The sequence below is a fragment of the Pseudocolwellia antarctica genome (assembly GCF_049933045.1).
Classification (GTDB): Bacteria; Pseudomonadota; Gammaproteobacteria; order Enterobacterales; family Alteromonadaceae; genus Pseudocolwellia.
In genome coordinates this window covers 1,623,737-1,649,231 of record NZ_CP187926.1, presented here as the reverse complement: position 1 = coordinate 1,649,231, position 25,495 = coordinate 1,623,737, and the positions used below count along the sequence as shown (strand labels likewise).

Genomic DNA, 25,495 nt, shown 5'->3' with positions numbered 1-25,495 from the left:
TAAAATATGAGAATTGAATAACTATGAACAGCACTGAATTACTGTTAACTCGCCAGTCTAATCCACACTTATGTGAGCCAGCACCAGCAGGTGAAGATTTACATAATATTTTAAGTGCTGGTATGAGAGTACCTGATCATGGTGCTCTTACGCCATGGCATTTCACCCTTGTTCAAGGCGAAGGTCTTAACAAACTGAGTGAGTATTTTGTTAATGCTGTGCAATTACAAACTGATGACGAAGCTAAACTAGAAAAAACACGCAATATGCCTTTTCGAGCTCCACTTATCATTATTGTTAGTACTAAGTATCAAGAACATAAAGTACCTAAACAAGAACAGTTAGTAGCGGCGGGTTGTTGCGTTCATGCTATGCAAATGATGGCATTCAGTTTAGGTTTTGGTGCGGTATGGCGTACAGGAGAATTAAGCTACAACAATTCAGTTAAATATGCACTCAATGTGGATAGACAGGATGATATTGTTGGCTACTTATATATAGGAACTGAAAAAAAGGTTAGACCCGCTAAACCTGCTAAGCCTTACGAAGGTTGTGTGACTTATTTGAAATAATTCAAATGTGTAAATAAAAATATCTGTTAACATTTTTATTTTGTATATTTTCTTCAATTTATTGCTAATAGCCAGCACTGTCGGTAGCTGGCTTTTTTATGTCTGCTCTTTTATCACCGCACATGATTACACCACAATAAAATATCTATATTGATTAAGCCCTTTAATTACCTTGCCTAGAAGAGAATCGAATGATTTTTAAACGGACTTCGTTTATTGTCTATTTGGTTAGCTAGATGAAAATTATTCATGTGACATAAAGCTTACTTGCAATTATAAAGTAGACTATGTAGTCAGGTTTTTGTATTGTGTAATATATCAATAACATTAATGTAACAATTTCACGTCATTATTTACATCAGTACGGAGTTCGTGTTTTTACCTGATTTATATTTTAATTAAGTTATCATTTGGAGTGTTCAATGTTTAAGAAAAAGACTATTAAAGTCGATTCATTAGTACCAAGATCAACTCGGTTTATGCATACAAAAAGTAAAGTCGCTTTATGTATATCGTCAGCTTTATTAATTAGTTCATCTGCTTTTGCAGAAGATATCTGGAGCGAAAACTTTAATGATCCCGCATTAGATAATAAAGGTGCTGTTAACTCGACGATAGATTTGTCTGGCGTTGATCGTTGGTCTATCGACATTAGTAACGCTGCATTAACGGCAACTTCTGATTGGTTTAAAGTAACCAATGCAGTAATGGAAGCTAGAGATGTTGATGGTGTGGTTGAATGGATTTCTGAATCTATTGATATTGCTAATAAAACCGATATTAAATTATCTGTTTTAGCCTCTGAAGATGGTACACACGAAAATAGTGACTTTTTCGACCTATACTATTCTGTTGATGGTGCTGCGTTTGTTCAAGTACCAAACTGGGAAGGTTTAGGGAGCAGTGAACATACGTTAATTGATGACTTTACTTCTTCTACTGTAGAAGCTGATATTGCTGAAGGTTCAACCTTAGTAATAAAAGTCGCTATGCAAAACAACGCAGGTTCAGAATACATTAGATTAGATGATGTTCTTGTTACTTCACAAGGTAATGGCGACGGAAGTGATGACGGTGGAGATGATGGCGTAGACGATGGTACTGGTGAAGTTGATGAAACGCCAGATTCAGACATTATTACCGACGCTTGTTTTAATTGTCCTGATTTAACAAAAATTGCTGACGCATCAACATTTGATGGTTCTGTATATTATGAACAAGTATTTGATGCTGTAGATACCGAACAATCTCAAGAAATTATTAAAGAAAGAATTACTGCTGCAATTTCAGCTGATCACAAAAACCTTACTTATTCAGAAGCGTGGACTGCATTAACGCAAACTGATGAAGATCCTTTAAACAGCGATAACGTAATTTTATTCTACCGTGGTATTTCGCTAGCTAAGTCTTCAAACGGTAGTGGTTCACAATCTACAAATCAAGATAACTGGAATCGCGAACATGTTTGGGCTAAAAGCCATGGTTTCCCTGAAACAAGTGCTGAAGCTTATTCAGATATCCATCATTTGCGTCCTACCGATATTTCAGTTAACTCTTCTCGTGGAAATTTAGATTTTGATTATAGTGATAATGCTTTAGCTGAATCGCCAGAAAACAGAGTAGATAGTGATTCTTTCGAGCCACGTGATGCTGTTAAAGGTGATGTAGCGCGTATCGTTTTCTACATGGATACACGTTATGAAGGTAATGATACAACGCCTGATTTAGCAGTTGTTAATCGTTTAACATCTACTGGCGAAGCGAACTTAGGTAAGTTATGTGCCTTATTAAGCTGGAACGAAAGTGATCCTGTTGATGAGTTTGAACAAGAACGTAACAACAAAATTTATGAGTTTCAAGGGAACAGAAACCCGTTTATCGATCATCCAGAGTGGATTTCTAAAGTTTATACAGAAAGCTGTACTGATGAAGAAGTAACAGAGCCTACCGATCCTGAACCAACGGATCCTGAACCTACTGAACCAGCTCCAGGTGGTGCAGATTTATTCATTTCTGAATACATAGAAGGCAGTAGCTTCAATAAAGCGGTTGAAATTTATAACCCAACATTAGCAAGCATTGATTTATCAAGTTACTCATTCAAACTCTATTCAAATGGTAGTGTAACGCCATCAACAACACTTAGTTTAACGGGTCAGTTAGCATCAGGTGATGTTTTGGTTTTAGGTAATAGCCAAGCAACTGAAGAGCTGGCAAGTAAAATAGATGTATTTACGGGTGCTGCAAACTTTAACGGTGATGATTATATTGAATTAACTAATGGCGATACCATTATTGATTCAGTAGGTGTTTTCGGTGTTAAAGAAAGTTGGGGTGGTAACGTTACTCTAGTAAGAAAATCGACTATCACTCAAGGCGATGCAGACAGAACTGATACTTTTGTTGTTGATGATGAATGGGATTCTCTAGCGAGTGATACTTTTAGCTTCTTAGGCGCACATAATGCCGAGCCAAGCGAACCTACAGACCCAACTGATCCGACAGATCCTGAAGAACCTACAGAGCCTACATTACCGTTAGGTTCATGTAGCGACACCGCTGATTACATTAACGTCATTCAAGGTTCTGGTGATGCTTCATTATTCGCAGGCGAAACTAAAGTTATTGAAGGTGTTGTTACGCTAGTAGATACCTCATTAAATGGTTACTTTGTTCAAGAAGAGTCTGTAGATCAAGATGCTTCAACTGAAACTTCGGAAGGTTTATTTGTTTTAGACGAAAACTCTTCTGTAATGCCAACAGTTGGTAACAGAATTAGAGTACAAGGTGTTGTTGAAGAGTCTTTCGCAAGAACTCAACTAACAGCTTCTACTACTTATACTGATTGTGGTGTAGGTGAATCAATTAGTGCTCAATCAATTAGCTTACCAGTAGATAGCTTTGCAGATTGGGAAAAAGTTGAAGGCATGTTAATTACTGTTTCTCATGATTTAAATGTATCAGATTCATTCACATTAACGCGTTTTGGTGAATTAACCTTATCAAACGGTCGCTTACTTAAACCTACTAACGTATATGCTGCAAATAGTGCTGAAGCTATCGCTTTAACTGACAGAAACAGCCGTAACAGACTTATCTTAGATGATATGAATAGTTCGCAAAACCCTGAGGTTGTGCCATTCCCTTCATCTCCTTTAAGTTATACAAATACAGTACGTTTAGGCGATACAGTGAGTAATTTAACAGCTGTTATTGATTACAGTTTTGGTAGCTACCGTGCATTACCAGTAGGTGCTCCTCAATTTATCGCAACTAACAATCGTACTAATGAACCAGAGTTCTCTAACGTTGGTTCATTAAAAGTCGCTAGTTTTAACGTATTAAACTACTTTAATGGCGATGGTTTAGGTGGTGGGTTCCCAACGGAACGTGGTGCTGATACTGCAGAAGAATTTACACGTCAAAGTGATAAAATTGTTGCTGCATTAGTTGCTATAAATGCTGATATCGTTGGTTTAATGGAAATCGAAAACGATGGCTATGAAACTAACAGCGCGATTAGTGATTTAGTTACTAAATTAAACTCACAAATGGGTGAAGGTACTTATAGCTATGTTAATCCTAACATGTCTACTTTAGGTACTGATGCTATTGCGGTTGGTCTAATTTACAAACCAGCAAATGTATCACTTGAAGGTTCTGCGGTAACGACTACTGAATCTCCATTTAACACCAGTAACCGTCAACCTCTAGTACAAACCTTTAAAGAAATAGCGAGCAATGAAGTATTAACTATTGCTGTTAATCACTTTAAATCTAAAGGTAGCTGTGGCAGTGCAACAGGTGCTAATGCTGATTCAGGCGATGGCCAAGGCTGTTGGAATGAATTAAGAACACAAGCTGCTTCAACATTAACTGCATGGTTAGCAACACAACCTACAGGTACTGCTGATACAGATGTGATCATCATGGGTGATTTAAATGCTTATGCTAAAGAAGAGCCTATCCTTGAGATTGAAAATAACGGTTACCAAAACTTAGTTGAAAAATCATTAGGTCATAATGGTTATTCTTATAGCTTTGATGGTGAGTTAGGTTATTTAGATCACGCTCTTGCTTCAGACACATTAACTAGCCAAGTACTTGAAACAACGGTATGGCACATTAATGCTGATGAACCAGGTTCGTTTGATTACAACACTGAGTTTAAAACAGATAGCCAAATCAGTAGCTACTATGGCAGTGACGCATACCGTGCTTCTGACCATGACCCAGTTGTTATTTCATTAACGCTTAGTTCAGAACAAGCCTTAGTAGGCGACTTTGATGCTGATGGTGATATTGACCGTAATGACGTTATTGCTTTTACTTTGTTAGTAAGACAAGGCGAAGCAACTGATATGGCGAACGATTTTAATAATGACGGTGTTGTTAATACATCAGACGCTCGTTCATTAATGTCGTTATGTACACGTAGCCGTTGCGCAACTGAATAAAAAATAAAAATAAATATCCCCTCTATTTTAGAGGGGATTTTAATAACAAAAATATCCTTAGGAATATAAAATGAAAAAATTAATCGCGTTATTCGCAACAGCACTTATTTCTTTAAGTTCACAAGCAACATTATTAAGTATCGATCTTGATAATACTGACTACCAAGTAGGTGATACTTTACAAGCAAACGTAATGATTTCTGATATTGAACAAGACTCTTTAGGTTTTCAAAAGCTATTAGGTTCGTTTGATTTTGACCTATTATTCGATAGCTCTATGCTTGCTTACCAATCAACAACTTTTGGTAGCTCTTTAGATGTTGACCCTTTCTTTGCGAGTGATAAATTTGATGCTGATTTAGGTATGGGTGATTTGTATGTGTCTGAAATTAGTTATGCTTTTAGTGATGATTTATTTGCTGCTCAAGATGGTCAATCAAGCTTTCTTTTAGCTTCAGTAAGTTTTAACGTTTTGGCTGATGGTCTGAACACATTTAACTTTGCTGATATCCTTTTAGCTGATGACTTTGGTGATGATTTCTCATCAGTAAATTCATTAAGCGCAGAAGTTATTGTTGGCAAAGCTACATCTGTTCCAGAAATGCCTTCTTTAGCTATTTTTGCTTTAGGTTTAATTGCTCTTGTTGTTCGTCAACGTAAAGCATAAGACTTTAAATACAGTACAGATTATAAAATATAAAGATAAGTGAGTTAATCACAGATTCGTTAACTTATTTAACCCGAGTTGAGGTTATTTATCTAGCAGATATATTAAAGCCCTTAAGCTGATAACAGGTTAAGGGCTTTTTTTTTGTGCTTAGCTAAGTCAGATTATGTTAGTAAAATAAACATCAGGTTTATAATCTTTATTATTGGCTGTCACGCAGCGCTTTAATGCGAACATCAAGGGGCGGGTGACTGGCAAATAAACTAATAAACTTAGATTTGTTATTAATACCAAATGCCATCATTGATCCTTCTAACTGACTTTCTTGGCTGTGTTTTAATTTTTCTAATGCGCCAATATCAGCTCTAAATTCACGTTTTCTTGAGAACCAAGCCACAACAATACTGGCTAAGACACCCAATATCATTTCTAAAACAAACACCACAGCAAAGTAAGCGATACCACCTAATCCACCACCTTGGTTATTATTACCACGTGTAGCATTATCAATAACGCCAGCAATTAAACGTGCTAAAAATATAACAAAGGTATTCATTACGCCTTGCACTAAAGTGAGTGTAACCATATCACCATTAGCGACGTGGCTAATTTCATGTCCGATCACCGCTTCAGCTTCAGTTTGGCTCATGTTTTCTAATAAGCCTGTACTTACAGCAACTAAAGCATTGTTTTTATTAGCGCCTGTTGCAAAAGCATTCATATCAGGCGATTGGTAAAGTGCAACTTCAGGCATACCAATTCCCGCTTTATCTGAATAGCGTTTAACCGTATCTAGTAACCACTTTTCAGTATTATTTTGAGGTTGCTCGATCACATAAGCACCAACAGAACGTTTTGCCATCCATTTAGACATAAGTAGCGATATAAAAGCACCACCAAAGCCAAACACAAAGGCCAGCATTAGTAAGCCGCCTAAGCCTTGTCTATCAATACCAAAAACTGACATTAATATACTAAGGGTAACGCTGAGCACTAACATGATGGCTAAGTTAGTTAATAAAAATAATACAATACGTTGCATTTTTTAACTCCAAAACAAATGATTCAAAGACATAATATGTCTTAATTAAGAGAAAACAACTGTTTTTATAAAATTATTTTAAATAAGATCTTTAACAGCCTAATTCAAGAAAGCTAAATTTAAGAAGCTTACATTAAATAGAGAATGAATGAATTCAGTAGAGTGTGATTAAGTATCACAATAATAGAGTAGGTGAGTTGTAGCCTTCTTTTGTGAGTGTTTAATTAGAAGTAATACCAAACGGATTAAATTCTCGCCCTTCGGGAGTTCATTAAATTAGTCCGTTTGGTATAAGGTTATTTAAAAAGTTATGAATTTATTTTTACTCGATTTTAAAACAAAAAAAACGCCAATTAAGGCGTTTTTTATTTCATATAACAGCTACTTTTATAATAAGTCGTTGTTATAAAAGCAAACCATTAGAATGCTGCGTTATTCGGAGTTCTTGGGAATGGGATAACGTCACGTACGTTTTGCATGCCTGTAGCATATACAACTAAACGTTCAAAACCTAAACCAAAACCTGAATGAGGTACTGTACCGTAACGACGTAAATCGCGGTACCAACCATAATCTGCAACGTCTAAGTTCATTTCTTTAAGTCTAGCATCAAGTACGTCTAAACGTTCTTCGCGCTGGCTTCCACCAATGATTTCGCCTATACCTGGTGCTAAAATATCCATTGCAGCTACTGTTTTACCATCGTCGTTTAAACGCATGTAGAAAGACTTAATATCTTTAGGGTAATTTTGTAAAACTACAGGACCATTAAAGTGTTCTTCAGCTAAATAACGTTCGTGCTCTGAGTTTAAATCTACACCCCAGTCCACTTTGTTTTCAAACTTTTTACCACATTCTTGTAAGATAGTAATAGCATCTGTGTAATCTAAACGTACAAAATCGTTATTAATAACAGAATTCAAACGATCAACCACGGTTTTATCAACACGTTGTTGGAAGAATGCCATATCGTCAGCACGTTCATCAAGAACCGCTTGGAAAACATATTTCAGCATTTCTTCTGCAAGATCAGCAGCATCAGACAAGTCAGCAAAAGCAATTTCTGGTTCAATCATCCAGAATTCTGCTAAGTGACGCGTTGTGTTTGAGTTTTCAGCACGGAACGTAGGACCAAACGTATATACTTTAGATAAAGCACATGCGTAAGTTTCAACGTTTAATTGACCAGAAACCGTTAAGAATGTTTCTTTACCAAAGAAATCTTTAGTGTAGTCAACATCACCTTTATCTGTTTTAGGTAAGTTTTCCATATCTAATGTACTTACACGGAACATTTCACCAGCGCCTTCACAGTCACTACCTGTAATAAGTGGAGTACTTATCCAGAAATAACCTTTGCTGTGTAAAAAGCGGTGAACTGCTTGCGCTAACGTATTACGTACACGAGTTACTGCGCCGCCAATGTTGGTACGAGCACGTAAATGTGCTTGTTCACGTAAAAATTCAATACTGTGACGCTTTGCTGCCATTGGGTAAGTATCAGGGTCTTCAACAAAACCGTATACTTCAACTTCTGTAGCTTGGATCTCAAATGACTGACCTTGGCCAGGAGATTCAACTAAAATACCGGTAACTTTAACGGCACAACCTGTAGTTAATTTTAAAACGTCAGATTGATAATTTTCTATGTCACTAGAAACAATCGCTTGAATCGCGTCGAAACATGAACCGTCATGAATGGCTAAAAATGAAATACCTGCTTTTGAATCACGGCGTGTACGGATCCAACCATGTACTGAAACTGTTTCATTAACAGGCGACTTTCCTGCTAAAACGTCAGTAATTGATATGAGTGACATTAATCGACCTCTTTGTCTGTCAAAATTGCTCTAAAGTTAAGGTGTGATATGTTACCGTGCATAATATGATTAACAAGTAAAAAATGTTAATACCTGCTATAAAATTGAATAAATAGCCAAAGTAATAGTTAATTTAGAGCATTTACGAGCAAATATGGACAATAAGCAAGAAAACAGAAGAAAATCACCCGACAAATGGGTGTTGGTGGTTCGCACTTTAACGATAGTAAGTTGGGTGTTATTTATATTTGCTTTGGGGATGTCATATTACGCTGCACCCGAAAAAGACTATGGGCTTGTACGTTATCACAACCTAGAAATTCGCAAGTTTTGGCTAATACCTTTAACAGGCTATTTATATGCCGCACTTTGGTTAAGTGCTTTGTTTAGTTATTTTAGTTTAATTGTTCACAAATTTAGATCGAGACGCCAGTCAGACAGTAAAAAGTTTAACTTATTATTATTGATGGTGGTGTCTGTTGCTTGGGCGGTTTATATTTTGATTAATCTTAAGTAGCAAATATGATTTTTTGAATCAGCATAATAAGCGCTTATAAAAAAGATAAGCGGTTTACTCCATCATGATTGAATATGCAGTAAACCTTAATTTATTAATGGTTAAGCAAAACAAGCATCTTCATTTAAAACTGTCGCAATCGCTTTAACTAGTTTCTCAAGATCATCATTGGTTGAAATCAACGGTGGCATTATATAAATAAGCTTACCGAAAGGGCGTATCCAAACACCTAACTCAACAAAGCGTTTTTGAATATTTGCCATGTTTACTGGCGATAACGTTTCTACAACGCCAATACTGCCTAATACCCGCGTTGCATGAACACGCTTATTTTCACTCAGTGGTAAAAGTTGCTCTTGAAGACATTTTTCAATGCGATTGATGTTACCTTTCCAATCACTGCTTTCTAATAAACCAATACTCGCATTTGCAACAGCACACGCTAATGGGTTACCCATATAAGTAGGCCCATGCATAAAGCAGCCAGCTTCTGATTGGCTTATACCTTCAGCTATTTCGTTCGTACAAAGTGTGGCTGCTAATGTGATGTAACCGCCTGTTAAGGTTTTACCTAAACACATAATGTCAGGGCTGATTTCTGCCCATTCACAAGCAAATAGCTTTCCTGTTCTGCCTAATCCTGTGGCTATCTCGTCAGCAATAAACAGCACTTGGTATTGATCACATAATGCACGACAGGCTTTTAAATATTCAGGATGATAAAAACGCATACCGCCAGCGCCTTGAACAATCGGCTCAATGATAAAAGCGGCTATGTTGCTGTGATTATCTTTAAATAACTGTTCTAGCTCAGCAATATCATCGTTATTGCCGTTAGCATTCCATTCTTCATCAATACTGGTTTTAGGCGCTGGAGCAAAATAATGCTTTGTGAGTACCTGATCAAACATATGATGCATACCGTTAACAGGATCACACACTGCCATAGTGGCAAAGGTATCACCGTGATAACCATTTTTTACTGTAAGCATTTTATTTTTGTTCGATTGCCCTTTAGCCACCCAATATTGAATCGCCATTTTCATTGCAACTTCAACAGCTACTGATCCACTGTCTGACAAAAACACTTTATCTAAACCTTCAGGCGATAAACGTATGAGCTTTTTACACAACTCAATAGCAGGCTTATGGGTTAAACCGCCAAACATAACGTGAGACATGTTTTTACTTTGTTCAACTAAAGCTTCATTGAGCACAGGGTGGTTATAACCGTGTAGTACCGACCACCACGACGACATACCATCGGTAAGTTGCTCGCCTGACGCTAAATTAATGGTTACACCATTTGCTGACTCCACCATAAAACTTGGCAGTGGGTTAGTCATGGATGTGTAAGGGTGCCATATGTGATCTCGATCGAAGATCAAATCATCTGTATATAAATTAGACATTTGTTAACTTAATTCTCGTTAGTATGTTTACAAGTAAAAATTGGTGGTAGACTACGCGCAAATAAAAAGAGATGCAATATGCGCTAGCGCATCGATTACACCTCACCATTAGCAATTTATTACTAAGAAGAAAAGGTATTCTATGTCTGTCCAGCTTAATTCGTTAAATATGTTAAAAAAGTCTGACCAAGTTGTTCGTCACGATTGGACTAAAGAAGAAGTTCAAGCCTTATTCGATATGCCTTTTAACGACCTAATGTTCGAAGCGCAAACGGTTCACCGCAAAAACTTTAATGCTAACGAAGTACAAGTAAGTACGTTGTTATCAATTAAAACAGGTGCTTGTCCAGAAGATTGTAAATACTGTTCGCAAAGCGCTCGTTATAAAACAGACATTGATAAAGAAAGACTAATGGCTGTTGAGAAAGTACTAGAAGCGGCTGAAAAAGCTAAACAACAAGGTTCTACACGTTTTTGTATGGGCGCTGCTTGGCGTAACCCGAAAGCGCGTGATATGCCACTTGTTGTTGATATGGTAAAAGGCGTTAAAGCCATGGGTTTAGAAACCTGTATGACGTTAGGTATGTTAGATGAAGCACAGGCTGGCGAATTACAAGAAGCAGGGTTAGATTACTACAACCATAATTTAGATACGTCTCCAGAGCATTACAACCAAATTATTACTACACGTACATACCAAGATCGTTTAGATACGTTAGGCAATGTGCGTAAAGCAGGCATGAAAGTGTGTAGTGGTGGTATTGTTGGTTTAGGTGAAGACGCGAAAGACCGTATTTCATTACTTATTCAATTAGCCAACCTAGCTCCTCAACCAGAAAGTGTTCCAATTAACATGTTAGTTAAAGTTGAAGGTACACCTTTAGCTGATGTTGACGATTTAGATCATTTCGACTTTGTTCGTTGTATCGCTGTAGCACGTATTATTATGCCAAAAAGTCATGTACGTTTATCTGCTGGTCGTTCAGAAATGAATGAACAAATGCAAGCCATGTGTTTCTTAGCGGGTGCTAACTCAATCTTTTACGGATGTAAGCTATTAACGGCTGATAACCCTGAAACAAACTCAGATGTTGCCTTATTTAAGAAGTTAGGTATTAACACTGAAACGATTGATAGCATTACCGAAGAAGAACAAATACAAAAAGTTAAAACGGCTGTTGTTGATCAGCAAAATAGCGACATATTTTATAACGCTAATTAATGATTAAGTTGTAACCACAGTGACCTTTAGCTTTATTCAGCAAAAATTAGCGCAACAACGTGACCACGCTTTGTACAGAAGTACAAAGTGTGTTGAATCACAAAATGCGCGAGAAGTAACCATAGAAGGCAAAACCTACTTAAACTTCTCATCTAATGATTACTTAGGTTTAAATAATCATGCTGAAATTAATAAAGCAATGCAAGAGGGTGCTGACCGATTTGGCACCTGTGCAAGCGCTTCAAGTTTAGTTACTGGTTACCATTATGCTCATCAATCGCTTGAAAACGATATATGTACATGGTTAAACAAACCTAAATGTTTATTGTTTTCTAGTGGTTTTGCTGCCAATCAAGGTGTACTTGATGCATTAGGTGAACCTAATACCAATTATTGGTTAGACAAGCTTAGTCATGCCTCATTAATTGATGGTGCTTTAGCATCAAAAGCTCGAACTAAACGCTTTTTACACAACGACATGCAACAACTTGATACGTTTTTAAACTCGTCTCCAGATAAAGATAATGTCATCATATCTGAAGGCGTTTTTAGTATGGATGGCGATCAAGCAGATTTATTTACTATCAGCCAACTCGCTAAAAAACATAAAGCGTTAACCTATATTGATGACGCACATAGCATAGGTGTAAAAGGTCAGTTTGGTGAAGGTAGTGTAAGCCAAGCACCTTTAGACATTGTAATGGCAACCTTTGGTAAGGCATTAGCCACCAGCGGCGCGTTTGTTGTTTGTAATGAAGACATTCACGAATATCTAGTCAATTTTTCTCGGCATTATATTTATTCTACGGCTATTTCACCTGCACTGGCTTGGGCAACTAAAGCCAGTATTAAGCTAATTCAACAAGAACAGTGGCGAAGAGATAAAATTACTGAATTAAGTCATTTATTATCGTCTACACTTACTAACGACATAGAATTAATAAAAACTGAATCTTCTATTCATGCCATTGTTATAGGTTCAGCGAGCAAAACATTAAACACGAGTGAAAAACTGAAAGAAAATGGAATTTGGGCTACAGCAATTCGTCCTCCCACGGTTGCAAAAAACAGCTCTAGGTTACGCGTTACTATAACTGCATCTCATAATGCAAACGATATCAAGTATTTAGCAAATAATATTAACAAGGCTTTTTTAAATGGGAAATAACTTCAGTAGGACTAAAATTGCACGTTCTTTCAGTTCGGCAACTCACTCTTACGATGTTTCTGCACGTTTGCAACGTTACACAGGCAAACACTTAATGTCTAAACTACCTAAACGAAGCGACTTAAAAGTTGTAGATTTAGGTTGTGGTACTGGGTTTTTTACCAATATATTAGCCAGTAAATATAAACAAGTTATTGGCGTAGACATTTCAGCAGGCATGCTCAAATTTGCTGAAGACAAATCAACACATGATATAAAATGGATAGAAGCAGATGCTTTTAAACTTCCGTTAGAAGACGCAAGTGTTGACGTTATTTATTCCAACTTGATGATCCAATGGTGTAATCCATTAAGCGATTTGTTAACAGAAATGGTCCGCATACTTAAACCAGGCGGATTATTTGTATTTAGTACCTTAGTTGAAGGTACTTTGTTCGAGCTTAAATCATCTTGGAAACAAGTGGATGACGAAGCCCATGTACTCGACTTTCAACCACAAGATACGCTAATAAAAACCTTCGACGATTCTCAGTTTAAGTTATTAGAAAGTGGCGTAAAAGACATCGCGTTAGAATATGAAAACGTAATGCATCTACTACACGAATTAAAAGGCTTAGGTGCTAACCACGTGCCTAATCAAAAAAAGAAAGGTTTATCAGGAAAAGATAAATGGAAGCAAATGACAGAGCATTATGAAGATTTTAGAGAGCCAAGTGGCATATATCCCGCGACTTATTCAGCATTTTCAGGGGTTGCAGTTAAATTAAATGTCTAAATTATTTATAACCGCGACAGATACCGACGCAGGAAAAACATTCGTAGCCACCGCCTTAGTTAAAGCCCTAGTAAACACAGGTAAAACCGTAGCCGTATACAAACCTATTTCAGCGGGCTGCGAACTTGTTAATGGTGAATTAGTTAACGAAGACGCCTTTTTATTACAGCAAGTAGCTAACCGTAATCAAAGCATATCGAATGTTAATCCTATTGCTTACCAAGAACCTATTGCACCTCATATTGCAGCAGCCAAATCAAATCAAAGTATAACGGTTGATGATGTACTAAAGCATTACACAAACGTTACCTCACTAAATGCCGACATTACCTTAACTGAAGGCGCTGGTGGATGGCGTTTACCTTTAGGCAATGGGAAGTATTTATCTGAGTTTGTACAAAAATCAGATCAAAAAGTTATTTTAGTAGTAAATATGAAGTTAGGTTGTTTGAATCACGCCATCTTAACCTACGAAACTATATTAGCTGACGGACTAGAGTGTATAGGTTGGGTAGCAAATACCTTTGAAGGCATGAACTACTTAGAAGAAAATATTGCCGAGCTAACGTCTTTAATCAAAGCACCTATGATCGCACGATTAGATAAAGAAGAAAGCATAGACATAGCCGCAACTAAGTTTGATTTAAGCTTACTTACACGCTGAGTTATTAATTAATGTGTGGTTGATTTCATAAATACGCTAGTTAAAAAAGTAAATAAAACACATAATAAAAACAACAAATACCCAAATATATAATAGGGTAATTTAGACCGAGAGAACTCATGGATTGGAAAATATTTTTAACTATATTTGCTTCAGTATTTCTTGCTGAACTTGGCGATAAAACACAACTAGCCACCATGCTATTTGCCGCTGATAAAGAAGTAAGTAAATATACCGTATTTTTAGCCGCATCAGCCGCGTTAATTGTAGCAACAGCAGTAGGGGTGTTAGCTGGAAGTCTTCTGTCTGAATACATTAACGAAAAGTACCTACATTATTTCGCAGGTATAGGTTTTATCGTTATTGGGGTATTCACACTCTATAAAGCGTAATAACTACTAAGCTCAGTTCTTTAAAATAGAAAAAAATATAAACCGTTAGTTATGTCATGTAACAACGGTTTTTTTGTTCATACCATTTAATTTTCAATCAAAAAAACCTGTGAATTTATACACGCCGCCTATAATCCTGCTTTCCGCCGTAAAGAAGGATCTAATCTGCCTTTCTACAAAAGCTTTATTAATAAAAATTTAGTAAGTAATTGAGTAAACTAATTAAATTGGCTATATTGTTTTTAATTAAAATACATTAGGTTGATTCTTTTTGCGCTGGATAGCGTGATTGGGCCCTTCTAATAAACTGTTATGTGTTTCTTTAGAGTGGAGTAAAATGTCAACACAAGGTAGTCAAAATCAGATACGGCAATTACTTAGAATTCTTACTGGAGCACTGTGTTTATTTGGAGTATATGGTTTATATCTAATAATTATTGCTCAATACTATGCAATTTTGAGATTAGGCTTTAGTTTTAATATTCAACTGTCAGGGCTGATTGGGTTCATTCCACTTGTTATCTGGGTGTATGTGTTTGCTTATATTACAATTTATAGAAAATTACCGGGTAAACGTAAATCAGAACGGAAGTAAAAACACATAACAAGAAAATTAAGTGGGACTAATTACAGCTGGCTGCCTCACTTCGTTCGTTATTTTAGCCAGCAATAATTAGCCCCTTATTTGGGCGTTATGTGTATTTCCAGTTTGATTGCTGGTGTTAGCTAAAGATCTATTTATAAACGTTAACTTTTACATTAGCGGCTTCTCGTTTTCGCTAGCGTAGTTATCCAAAGGTCACTAATAGACTTTGCCTATTTAAAACACTTTGTGGCAAAGCCATTAATTCGTACTTAGTTTGGTTAGTAGCTCAAATTAAAGTTTCATTTAAAGCTTACGGTGTTTACAATTAAGTTTAGTAATTGTGGTAGGTTTATCAACCACATAACAAGAAATTCAACAAGGACTAAAAACAGCGGGCTGTTCGCTTCGCTCCATTTTAGCCCACTATTTTTAGCCTGTTAATATAGGCGTTATGTGTATTTTCCAGTTTGATTGTTGGTGTTTGCTAAAAGGTTTTTTATAAACTTATTGTTTTGTAATAGCTGCTGCCAGTTTTCGCTATTCTAAGTTTTGTTATGGTCACTAATAGACTTGCCTATTTAAAACACTTTGTTGGCAAGCCATTAATTCGTACTTAGTATTGTTAGTAGCTCAAATTGTTATTTCATTTAAAGCTTACTGTGTTTACAATTACCTTTAGTAATTGTTGTAAGTAAATCAACCACATAACAAGTTGCTCAAACGGACACATAAAGCTGGCTGTGCTCGTTCCTCGCAAATTATAGCCAGCATTATTTAGCCGCTTAGCAAAAGCGTTAGCAGTCTTATTCAGTTTGTATAAATCAGGGATTGGTTTTTAGTGAAAAGGTTTTACGTTTCAATTAACCACTCCTAATTAAAGCTTATTTAAAACTAAACATTCAGTGTTCTTTTCTTAGTGTTTATTTTTAAGTAAAGTGTATTTTAATTAATGCGTTGTATTATTAAATATTTACAGCGGTAAACCGCCAAAGCTTATCTTACACTGCTAACAAGGCAAAGCAGCAGGACTAAAAACAGCTGGCCGTTGCTCGTGCCTCGCCATTTTGGCCAACAATTTTTAGCCTCTGTTTGAGGCGTTATGAGTCTGCTGCTTTTTGTCTGTTATTTTTTTGTAAAACAGGATGGTTTTAACAAGTGAGCTTTGTGCTTGTTTCATACGAGTTTCGCTAGTTAAACTTTATCAAAGGTCACCAATAGTATTTGCTTTTGAAGAGACTTTTGTAGCAAATACATCGGTTCGTCAATGTTTATTGAGTAGCTCAAGTTGTAGTTCATTTACAAATTAGGTGTTTACTAATAGAGTCATGTTTTGAGTTAACCTAAGTTACTCATAACAAGGCAAATCAACAGGACTTTTACAGCTGGCTGTGCTCGTTCCTCGCAAATTATAAGCCAGCAATAAAAGCCCGTTATTTGGGCGTTAGCTTTCAAAATCAACCTATCGTGATTAAATTCAAATTTCAGTTGATATCTTTGATATAATTCGTTCTTTTGTATAAATATTTGGAGTAATAAAAAGTGGCAAAAAAAGAAGCCAAAACGGACCTTTGGGTACATGGTTTATTAAAAGAAGCTGGTATCGAATTAGAGCCTCAAGGAAGTACAATTGTTGAAATTGACAAGGCTTTAAAAACAGCATCAAAAAGCGGCTCAGGTAATGTTGGTTTCCCCGAGTTTGTTGGTGTAGTTAAGGACTTTATCTTAGTAATTGAGAATAAGGCTGACCTAGCTAACCATATTAAATTGGATAGTAAAGGTGTTATTAGTACTACTCCCAAAGATACAAAAGGTTTTGCCGTAAATGGAGCATGGTTTTATGGAAAACATTTAGCTGAAAATACATCTTATAAAAAGGTCATTGCTTTTGGTATTTCTGGAGATGAAAAGAAACACCGGATTAGCCCTATTTACGTAGATGAAACTGAATATTACAGAGAGCTCCCTGAAGTTGAATCGTTCATTACTTTTACTGAAGATAATATTGAAGAATATTATATAAAAGAAATCCTTGAAGAAGAAACTGATAAAGATAAAGAGTTGAGCGAGATTCTAAGAGACGCAGCTGAACTTCATGAAGATTTAAGAAACTACGGTAATTTGAAAGATATAGACAAACCTTTGATTGTTTCTGGTATTTTGTTAGCTCTTCGTGAAGCAGAATCTAAAAATTTTTCTATTGAAGATCTCACAGGGGATGATATTAACCCTGATGGAGACAAGATTTATAACGCTATAGAGGCAAACTTAAAAAGATCTCGAGTTTCTCCGGAAGTAAAAAGAGATAAAATATTAAGTCAATTTTCAATCATAAAAGACACCCATATCCTTAATGAAGTAAATAAAAGTTTAAAGAAAACACCAATTAAACACTTTACAGAATATCTATATGACAAAATATACCGAAGTATAAAGTATACAAGTTCTTCTGAAGATTATTTAGGTCGGTTTTATGGTGAGTTTATGTCCTATTCTGGTGGAGATGGACAAACGCTCGGAATAGTCCTTACTCCTAAACACATAACTGATTTATTCTGTGATTTAGTAGAAATACACCCTGATGATATTGTTCTAGATCCATGTGCTGGAACTGGAGGTTTTCTGATATCAGCAATGCATCATATGCTTTCTCAGGCTGATAGTGAGCGTCAAAAAAAGAATATACGTCAGAAACAACTCCATGGCTTAGAATTACAACCGTATATGTTTACTATTGCTACAACTAATATGATTTTAAGAGGAGATGGCAAAAGTAATTTAATTAATAATAACTTTTTAAATGAAAACCCTAATAAGTTGCAACTGAAAGAAGCCAATGTAGGAATGATGAATCCTCCCTACTCTCAAGGCTCAAAGAAGAATCCAGATCTTTATGAAATAGCATTTACAGAACATTTACTTGACTCCTTGACAGTAGGAGCAAAAGCTATTGTTATTATTCCGCAGTCTTCTGTTACAGGAAAAACTAAAGAAGAACAATCAATTAAGAGAAATATCTTAAAAAAGCATACGCTAGAGGGTGTTATAACGCTTAATAAAGATACATTTTATGGTGTAGGTACTATGCCTTGTATTGCTATTTTTACTGCAGGAGAAGCACATACTAATACCGATGAATGTAGATTTATTGATTTCAGAGATGATGGCTTTAAAATCAGTCCGCATATAGGGTTGATTGAAACAGAACAAGCAAAAGATAAAAAACAACATTTGCTTGATGTGTGGTTTGAAAGAATATCTGCGGCCACCAAGTTTTGCGTTAAAACGACTGTTAAACCTGAAGATGAATGGCTTCATAGTTTTTATTATTTTAATGATGAAATTCCATCAGAGGAAGAAATAGAAAAAACAGTCGGTGATTTCCTTTCTTTTGAGTTTTCAATGGTTATGAAGGGTAGAGATTATTTATTTAAGCAGTCTTCTCCATTAGATACCAAACGCCAACCAAAACTTGATGCTCAAGTTTGGAAGCCATTTAAACTTGACGAACTGTTTGATGTAGGGAAAGGGATTTACCTAAACAAAAAAAATATTACTAAAGGTAATAATCCATATGTTACTGCTAGTGCTTTAAACAATGGTGTAAGTGACTTTATAAGTAACCCTATATTATTTCCCAAAAACACTATAACTATTGAAAAGGTGAAGTTATCTGCTTTTTATCAGCCTCATGAATTTTACTGTTCTCACGATGTTTCCTGTATAAACCATAAAAAAATTAATCGTTATAGTGGTTTATTTATAGCTGCTATGATTAATAGACAAGGGGGGAAATACTCTTATGGTAGGCAGGCTCAGTTAAATGTCGTTAAAAGAGAAACTGTTTACCTACCAGTAGATAAAAAAGAAGAACCAAATTGGAATTTTATGGAAAAATTTGTTTATTGCCTAGAGAAAAAGAAACGGAAAGCATATCAGCGCATCTTAATTGAAAGCTAACAAGCTGTTAAACAAGGACAAAATACAGTTGGCTTTTTGTCACTCCGTTCCTTATTTTTAGCCAACTGCATTTTGCCTGTTAACAGGGCGTTATGCGTTCTTAAAGGTTTGGTGATATGAAAGATTTACAGCGTTCAATCTGTGAAAAATATGATTCCAAATTTTATGGCGTAGATATGAATTTGAAAGTCGGCATTGCAATTCAAAGCCTTCATTTAAAACCAATCCATGCGGTGAGAGTTAAACCCGAAAATGGTACAAATGGTTGGTACATTTATTGTGGTGAATATTCAGATGATAAGGATTTTTACAAACCATTATGTGCTTTGCATCTTGAAAAACATTGCCCTGAAATTATTAAATATTTGGCACTTGAACCTGAATTTAATGTAATTATTGATCGCGAAGGCTATGAGGATGTTTGGCGTGCAGAGTAAAAACGCATAACAAGCCACTAAAGCAGGACAAATAACAGTTGGTTTTTGCTCGTGCCTCGCTTATTTTAACCAACTGTCATTTGCCTCTTAGTGGGGCGTTGAGGCTGTAGAATTTCTCCAAAAAGGAACTATTTCACGTTCCTTTTATTACCTTTAGGTTGTATGTTTTTTAACCTTGTGCGGTGTTCTTATCTGTGATCTAATAGATATTATCCTGCTAAAGTTAATTAACATGGCTAACTACAAACCCGATTTATCCTGTCAAAGTAAGTTCATTCCCATCGATTTCTCACAGCAAATTATCCCTGGTACGTTTGAATATGCGCTTGCGCATATTGTTGAAAATCACCTTGATTTATCAGGCTTTGAACCGTGGTATCAAAACGATAAAGGCGGCGCAGCCGCCTATCCACCATCAGTGATGTTAAAGATTATTCTATTTGGCTATTCTCGTGGTTTTATCAGCAGTCGCCGCATTGCCAATGCCTGTGAAACCAACATTACTTTCATGAGTTTATCGGGCGATGTTCAGCCGCACTACACCTCTATTGCCGCATTTGTTACGCGAATGAAAGACCAAATTGAGCCGCTATTCACTCAAGTATTAATGATATGTGATAAGGAAGGACTCATTGGCCGTCACATGTTTGCCATCGATGGTTGCAAGATAAAATCCAATGCGAGTAAAGAATATAGTGGGACATTTGACGAGTTAACTCGCAAGGAAGAGAAGCTACGCAAAGCTAGCCAGCGCATTCTGGCAAAGCACCAAGCACAAGATGGTTTGAGTGAAGATGAAATCAACCATGACTTAAAACAAAAAGCGAAGCTTGATAACAGCGCCACAAAAATCAGTGATTTCTTAGCGACCAACGAAGAAAAGCACGGTAGTACAGGCAAGTCCGTTAAAAGTAATGTTACCGATAATGACAGCGCTAAAATGACCACCAGTAAAGGTACCATTCAAGGCTACAACGGCATTGCGATTAACGATGCTCGCCTTTCATTGCCATCCATGGCATCAAGGCATTAGTAAATCCCTTTACGTCAGCATCAAATCATTCTTCAAGCTCAAACTTGGGGCAGTGTTGGCGAGCAACAAACATTAAAACCCGCCATAGAACAACTCAACAATCAATTAAGTAAACTTGGTACACCAAACGCATTTGAAACCGCTAAGTTCACCGCAGATAGTGGCTTTCACAGTGAAGCTAATCTGGAATATATGGCGACAACAGGGTTAGACAGCTACATAGCTGATACGCAATTTAGAAGTCGAAATCCACTCTTTAAAACCAGTGAGACCTACCATACAGAGCAAGAAAAACGGCGATTAAAACGCAGTAAAGGCAGGCCGCGACGCTTTACACAAGACGATTTTAACTTTGACCCAACCAGCAATAGCTGCATTTGTCCTGCGGGGAAAACACTTTGGCGGCAAAGTACAAGTATCATCAGCCAAGGTAAAAGCTACGTCCGATTCACGGGCTATTTGAAAGACTGCCGATTTTGTCCACTGCAAAAGCAATGTATGCGAAAGCCGCCCAAATCAACCGGCCGACAAGTCCAGTTCTTAACGAACCTGGTACAAAATGTCAGTCACAGTGACCGAATGAAGGTAAAAATAGACAGCCCATTGGACGACGGCAGTACAGTAAAAGATTAGGGGCAATCGAACCGGTGTTTGGCAATATCACGGTTAATAAAGGCATGAATAAATTCACCTTGCGTGGGCAAGATAAAGTGAACACCCAATGGCAAATGTATTGCCTTGTTCATAATATTGAAAAGTTAAGAAACAATCTGCATTAGGGCCTAAAAGCCCAACATCACACGAAAAACCAGCCTCAAAACGACATAAACCACTTCATCATCACTCTTAATAAACCTTTAACGATGCACAAATAAAAATCGTCCAAAAACGTAAACGTTTTTGATTGTTAAAAGAAAATAATCCAGTTAGAGTATTTTGATTAAAAATTAAATAAAAAACGAGTAATTCTACAGGCTCGTTATGAGTAAAGATTGTATTAAGGAGCTTCGTCAAATGTCAGAAAGAACAAAAATGTTAGCGGGAGATTTGTATAACCCTAGCGATGATGAACTTGTTCAGATGAGGTTGAATGCTCGCTTAATGACGGAAAAGTTAAATCAAACTTCTATTGTAGACTTACAGGTAAGAACTAAATTATTAAAATCTCTATTTGGAAGTACAGGAAAAAATATACATATTGAATCAATGTTTCACTGTGATTATGGCTCTAACATACACGTTGGCGAAAATTTTTACGTTAACTTTGCTTGTGTTATCTTGGATGTTGCAGAAGTTAGAATTGGGAATAATTGTATGATTGCTCCTCAAGTAGGAATTTATACTGCAACACACCCCTTGGATCCAGTAGAGAGAAATAGTGGGTTAGAACTTGCCAAACCAATTACTATTGGTGATAACTGTTGGATTGGAGGACAAGCTACAATTAATCCAGGAGTGACTTTAGGCGATAACGTCGTTGTAGCATCAGGTTCAGTAGTTACAAAAAGCTTTGGTAGTAATATTGTTATCGCTGGTAATCCAGCAAAGGTAATTAAAGAAGTCGTAACCTCGGTGTAATTTACTCATAACAAGTAGCTCAAAAGAACAAAAAACAGTTGGTTTTTTCTCCTGCGTCGCTTATTTTAACCAACTATTTTTTGCCTCTTAGCGAGTCGTTGAGGCTGTAGAATTTCTCCAAAAAGGAACTATTTCACGTTCCTTTTATTACCTTTAGGTTGTATGTTTTTTAACCTTGTGCGGTGTTCTTATCTGTGATCTAATAGATATTATCCTGCTAAAGTTAATTAACATGGCTAACTACAAACCCGATTTGTCCTGTCAAAGTAAGTTCATTCCCATCGATTTCTCACAGCAAATTATCCCTGGTACGTTTGAATATGCGCTTGCGCATATTGTTGAAAATCACCTTGATTTATCAGGCTTTGAACCGTGGTATCAAAACGATAAAGGCGGCGCAGCCGCCTATCCACCATCAGTGATGTTAAAGATTATTCTATTTGGCTATTCTCGTGGTTTTATCAGCAGTCGCCGCATTGCCAATGCCTGTGAAACCAACATTACTTTCATGAGTTTATCGGGCGATGTTCACATTACGCTCTATGTAAATAATTAACAACTTGTAAAAAACACTAGGGGCTGTTGATCTTTCACATTGACAGCCAAATCATTGCGCACGCCAGTGCTAGCATACTCTCGAACTGTAATTTCAATTTATCATACCTTGTAGCTATAGAACGGAAATGTTTTAGCCTTGCAAATGCATTTTCAACTAAGTGCCTATATTTATACAAGCACCAATCAATATCACCATTACCTGTTTTTGAATTTTGCTTTCTCGGTATTATAGGGATTGAGTTGCGCTCTCGAACTTTATTTCTTATAGCTTCACTATCATAGCCTTTGTCTGCGATAACAAAATCACCTTGAGGTAATAATTCAATCAGCTCATTTGCCACTTTACTATCATGAACATCACCACCTGTAATAATAAATTCGATAGGCAAACCATAACTATCAACAGCTAAGTGAATTTTACTCGTATTACCCCCTCGACTTAACGCTATCGCTTGCTCTTGTTTAGATGCAGCACCTGTACTGTGTTGGTGTGCTTTAATATAGCTACCATCAATGAACTCCCACTCTACATCACTATTAGCGGATAACGATTTGAATAACCTCATCAATATTCCCTTTCTCGACCAAAGAAGGAACCTGCGATAAATGGTATTCCATAAACCAAAACACTCTGGTAAGTCACGCCATGGGCAGCCGACACGCAAGCGATATAAAATTCCTTCCATCGTTTGTCTGTGTTCAAGCTTGTTATAAACTCTATCTTCAAGCAAAATAGCTTTTAGCTTCGACCACAACTCATCAGTGAGCATTAATCGGGGCATGGTGATCTCGTAAGGTTTGTTTTTGGCGAAGTAAATTATACGAGATTACCGCTTACGTATAAAATTAAAACAAAGATCAACACCCCCTAGCAAGTTAAGAGAAAAACAAATGAGTACCGTTCCTAGCCTTATTGGTCAACGTGGTCTTTATGCCTAGTAATACGGTAACTGTACGGAGGGAGTTATGTTACTTATAGGAACATTTTTACTCATAGTTATAGGTATTTTACATTCATACTTAGGTGAAAAATTTATACTGACTCGTTTGTTTAGGCGCGACAATTTACCTAAATTATTAGGGAGTGATTGGTTTACTAAACGTGTTTTACGGTTTGCTTGGCACTTAACAACAATAGCTTGGTGGGGCTTTGCTGCCATATTGTATTTATTGTCAGCGCCAACTGATAACATTAACACTGAAATTATTATTGTAATTGCTTTAACTTTTATAATCAGTGGGATTATTTCATTTTCGTTTACTCGTGGTAAACATTTATCGTGGTTGTTCTTTTTTTGTATCGCAGCGACTAGTTTAGTTCACCTGAACTCGGTTTAAGATGTTTTTTAATTTATTGAAATTATTACTAATAAAATTTAACTTATACTCTAGCTTGATAGTTTTTCTTTCTTCAAGGAAAATTTCGCGTCAATAGCTAGCCTATAGCAAGTAAATTTAACGATGAAGCAAGTAAAAGTAGCTGTTGGAGAAGAATATATTAAGCCGAGCTCAGGTTAGTTAGTGTAATATACAGCTAACAATACATTCAAACAGACAAGCAACGTTTAGCTGTTGTTTGTTCATCAAATATTTTGGTTAACGTTTAAACATCTTAATGATATGAGTCGTTTAAACGTTAACAAATACCAAGGAATAAATATGAAAGTTTTATCTGTAAAAGCATTAGCGCTTGTCGCTTTTATGGCTACATCTGGTTGTTCAATAAATATAACATTATCTGATCTGCCAATTATGCAAAAAGAAATCACTTCATTTACTACCGTAGTAGAAGACGTTAATAAACTGAATGCAAAATATGGAAGCTCTAACGTTTTGATCGTTGTAGATATTGACAATACATTGCTCACAAGTTCGGTCGATTTGGGTGGAGATATTTGGTATCAATGGCAGCGCGGTAAATTAGATATTAAACCAAGTGAAGATCAACAAGTTGCTTGCCTTTTTGAAGACTCTATTGGCCTTCTTTATGAATTATCTCCTATGAACCTTACAGAAAATAATTTACCAAGCGTTATTGAACAGTGGCAATCAAACCAAAATACAATATTAGCTCTTACTTCTCGCGCTCCTATTTATAGAGCGGCAACTGAAAGAGAATTAATCAGAAATGGAATGAATTTAGAAGTTTCAGCCTTATCACCTGCAGGGCAAGATGCTCCTGTTTATAGAGAAACTCTTGAGAGAGAGTTGAGTTATATGAAAGGTGTAATGATGACTTCGGGTATGAATAAAGGTGAAATGTTAGACTATATTCTTGACAAAACAGGCCGAGAATTTGATGCCATAGTTTTTGTTGATGACTCGGGAAAAAATATAGTTAATGTTTACGAGCAATTTAAAAATAGAAGCCATATCGATCGAAACATTTATCACTATGTGAATATTGAGAAGCAAAGAGAAGCTGAATTTGGGGCTGTATTAACAGAATCTCAAGCAATCAAAATGTCTAATGATTGGATAGAACTTAACAATACTCTAAATACTGTATTTCCTCAGAGAGATATTTCAGCAGGGTGCCTAAGCGCAAATTAATGAGCACATCATAAGGTTGTAAATAAAGTTGTCTCAACCTGATGTTGATATTGATAAATAACTTACTGTTATTTACGTCTCGCTC

At 36.4% G+C, this 25,495-nt stretch carries 18 protein-coding genes and 2 pseudogenes; 16 read left to right on the top strand and 4 right to left on the bottom strand.

The window, feature by feature from the left end:
- Positions 1–23: 23 nt before the first annotated feature.
- From ACPUVN_RS07275 to ACPUVN_RS07265, 3 genes are all read left to right on the top strand, one after another.
- Entirely contained in the window at positions 24–572 is a 549-nt protein-coding gene (locus tag ACPUVN_RS07275; RefSeq protein ID WP_426370331.1) for an NAD(P)H nitroreductase, read from the top strand.
- A gap of 422 nt (positions 573–994) precedes the next feature.
- Positions 995–5,029, top strand: coding sequence for an ExeM/NucH family extracellular endonuclease (locus ACPUVN_RS07270; RefSeq protein ID WP_426370330.1), 4,035 nt, complete (start codon positions 995–997; stop codon positions 5,027–5,029).
- Positions 5,030–5,099: 70 nt separating this feature from the next.
- A complete protein-coding gene (locus ACPUVN_RS07265) occupies positions 5,100–5,696 on the top strand; it encodes a cohesin domain-containing protein (protein WP_426357260.1) in 597 nt (198 codons plus the stop codon).
- A 202-nt stretch (positions 5,697–5,898) separates the two neighbouring features.
- On the opposite strand, the gene htpX is transcribed toward ACPUVN_RS07265, so the two are convergent.
- Positions 5,899–6,738, bottom strand: coding sequence for a protease HtpX (gene htpX, locus ACPUVN_RS07260; protein ID WP_426370329.1), 840 nt, complete (start codon positions 6,736–6,738; stop codon positions 5,899–5,901).
- Between the two features lie 419 nt (positions 6,739–7,157).
- Positions 7,158–8,558, bottom strand: a complete 1,401-nt coding sequence (gene asnS, locus ACPUVN_RS07255; RefSeq protein WP_426357262.1) for an asparagine--tRNA ligase — start codon at positions 8,556–8,558, stop codon at positions 7,158–7,160.
- A gap of 154 nt (positions 8,559–8,712) precedes the next feature.
- On the opposite strand from asnS, the gene ACPUVN_RS07250 reads away from it, so the two are divergent.
- A complete protein-coding gene (locus ACPUVN_RS07250; RefSeq protein WP_426357263.1) occupies positions 8,713–9,075 on the top strand; it encodes a hypothetical protein in 363 nt (120 codons plus the stop codon).
- A gap of 101 nt (positions 9,076–9,176) precedes the next feature.
- Here the strand turns inward: ACPUVN_RS07250 and bioA are convergent, their stop codons facing one another.
- Positions 9,177–10,487: an adenosylmethionine--8-amino-7-oxononanoate transaminase gene (gene bioA, locus ACPUVN_RS07245; protein ID WP_426357264.1), complete on the bottom strand. Its 1,311-nt coding sequence runs from the start codon at positions 10,485–10,487 to the stop codon at positions 9,177–9,179.
- A 142-nt stretch (positions 10,488–10,629) separates the two neighbouring features.
- On the opposite strand from bioA, the gene bioB reads away from it, so the two are divergent.
- The 10 genes and pseudogenes from bioB to ACPUVN_RS07195 form a co-directional block, all read left to right on the top strand.
- Positions 10,630–11,709 (top strand): biotin synthase BioB, encoded by a 1,080-nt coding sequence (gene bioB / locus ACPUVN_RS07240; RefSeq protein ID WP_426357265.1) that lies wholly within the window; start codon positions 10,630–10,632, stop codon positions 11,707–11,709.
- A 19-nt stretch (positions 11,710–11,728) separates the two neighbouring features.
- Entirely contained in the window at positions 11,729–12,877 is a 1,149-nt protein-coding gene (locus ACPUVN_RS07235) for an aminotransferase class I/II-fold pyridoxal phosphate-dependent enzyme (protein ID WP_426357266.1), read from the top strand.
- Entirely contained in the window at positions 12,867–13,652 is a 786-nt protein-coding gene (gene bioC, locus ACPUVN_RS07230) for a malonyl-ACP O-methyltransferase BioC (RefSeq protein WP_426357267.1), read from the top strand. The genes ACPUVN_RS07235 and bioC overlap by 11 nt, the downstream gene beginning before the upstream one ends.
- The gene (gene bioD, locus ACPUVN_RS07225; RefSeq protein ID WP_426357268.1) at positions 13,645–14,316 is read left to right on the top strand and encodes a dethiobiotin synthase; all 672 of its coding nucleotides are present in this window, start codon (positions 13,645–13,647) and stop codon (positions 14,314–14,316) included. The genes bioC and bioD overlap by 8 nt, the downstream gene beginning before the upstream one ends.
- Positions 14,317–14,435: 119 nt before the next feature.
- Positions 14,436–14,708 (top strand): TMEM165/GDT1 family protein, encoded by a 273-nt coding sequence (locus ACPUVN_RS07220; RefSeq protein WP_426357269.1) that lies wholly within the window; start codon positions 14,436–14,438, stop codon positions 14,706–14,708.
- 2,125 nt (positions 14,709–16,833) lie between these two features.
- The gene (locus tag ACPUVN_RS07215; RefSeq protein ID WP_426370328.1) at positions 16,834–19,251 is read left to right on the top strand and encodes an N-6 DNA methylase; all 2,418 of its coding nucleotides are present in this window, start codon (positions 16,834–16,836) and stop codon (positions 19,249–19,251) included.
- A gap of 116 nt (positions 19,252–19,367) precedes the next feature.
- Positions 19,368–19,688, top strand: a complete 321-nt coding sequence (locus ACPUVN_RS07210) for an immunity protein Imm33 domain-containing protein (RefSeq protein ID WP_426357406.1) — start codon at positions 19,368–19,370, stop codon at positions 19,686–19,688.
- Positions 19,689–19,920: 232 nt separating this feature from the next.
- Positions 19,921–21,500, top strand: a pseudogene (locus ACPUVN_RS07205) (transposase).
- 235 nt (positions 21,501–21,735) lie between these two features.
- Positions 21,736–22,299, top strand: a complete 564-nt coding sequence (locus ACPUVN_RS07200; RefSeq protein WP_426357396.1) for a sugar O-acetyltransferase — start codon at positions 21,736–21,738, stop codon at positions 22,297–22,299.
- Positions 22,300–22,531: 232 nt separating this feature from the next.
- Positions 22,532–22,828 (top strand): annotated as a pseudogene (locus ACPUVN_RS07195) (transposase); the annotation flags it as partial.
- A gap of 61 nt (positions 22,829–22,889) precedes the next feature.
- Here ACPUVN_RS07195 and ACPUVN_RS07190 read toward each other — a convergent pair.
- A complete protein-coding gene (locus ACPUVN_RS07190) occupies positions 22,890–23,639 on the bottom strand; it encodes an IS5 family transposase (protein WP_426358621.1) in 750 nt (249 codons plus the stop codon).
- A gap of 184 nt (positions 23,640–23,823) precedes the next feature.
- Between ACPUVN_RS07190 and ACPUVN_RS07185 the strand changes: the two genes are divergently transcribed.
- Positions 23,824–24,195 (top strand): hypothetical protein, encoded by a 372-nt coding sequence (locus tag ACPUVN_RS07185; protein ID WP_426370327.1) that lies wholly within the window; start codon positions 23,824–23,826, stop codon positions 24,193–24,195.
- 321 nt (positions 24,196–24,516) lie between these two features.
- Positions 24,517–25,410, top strand: coding sequence for a DUF2608 domain-containing protein (locus tag ACPUVN_RS07180; RefSeq protein WP_426357394.1), 894 nt, complete (start codon positions 24,517–24,519; stop codon positions 25,408–25,410).
- Positions 25,411–25,495: the final 85 nt, after the last annotated feature.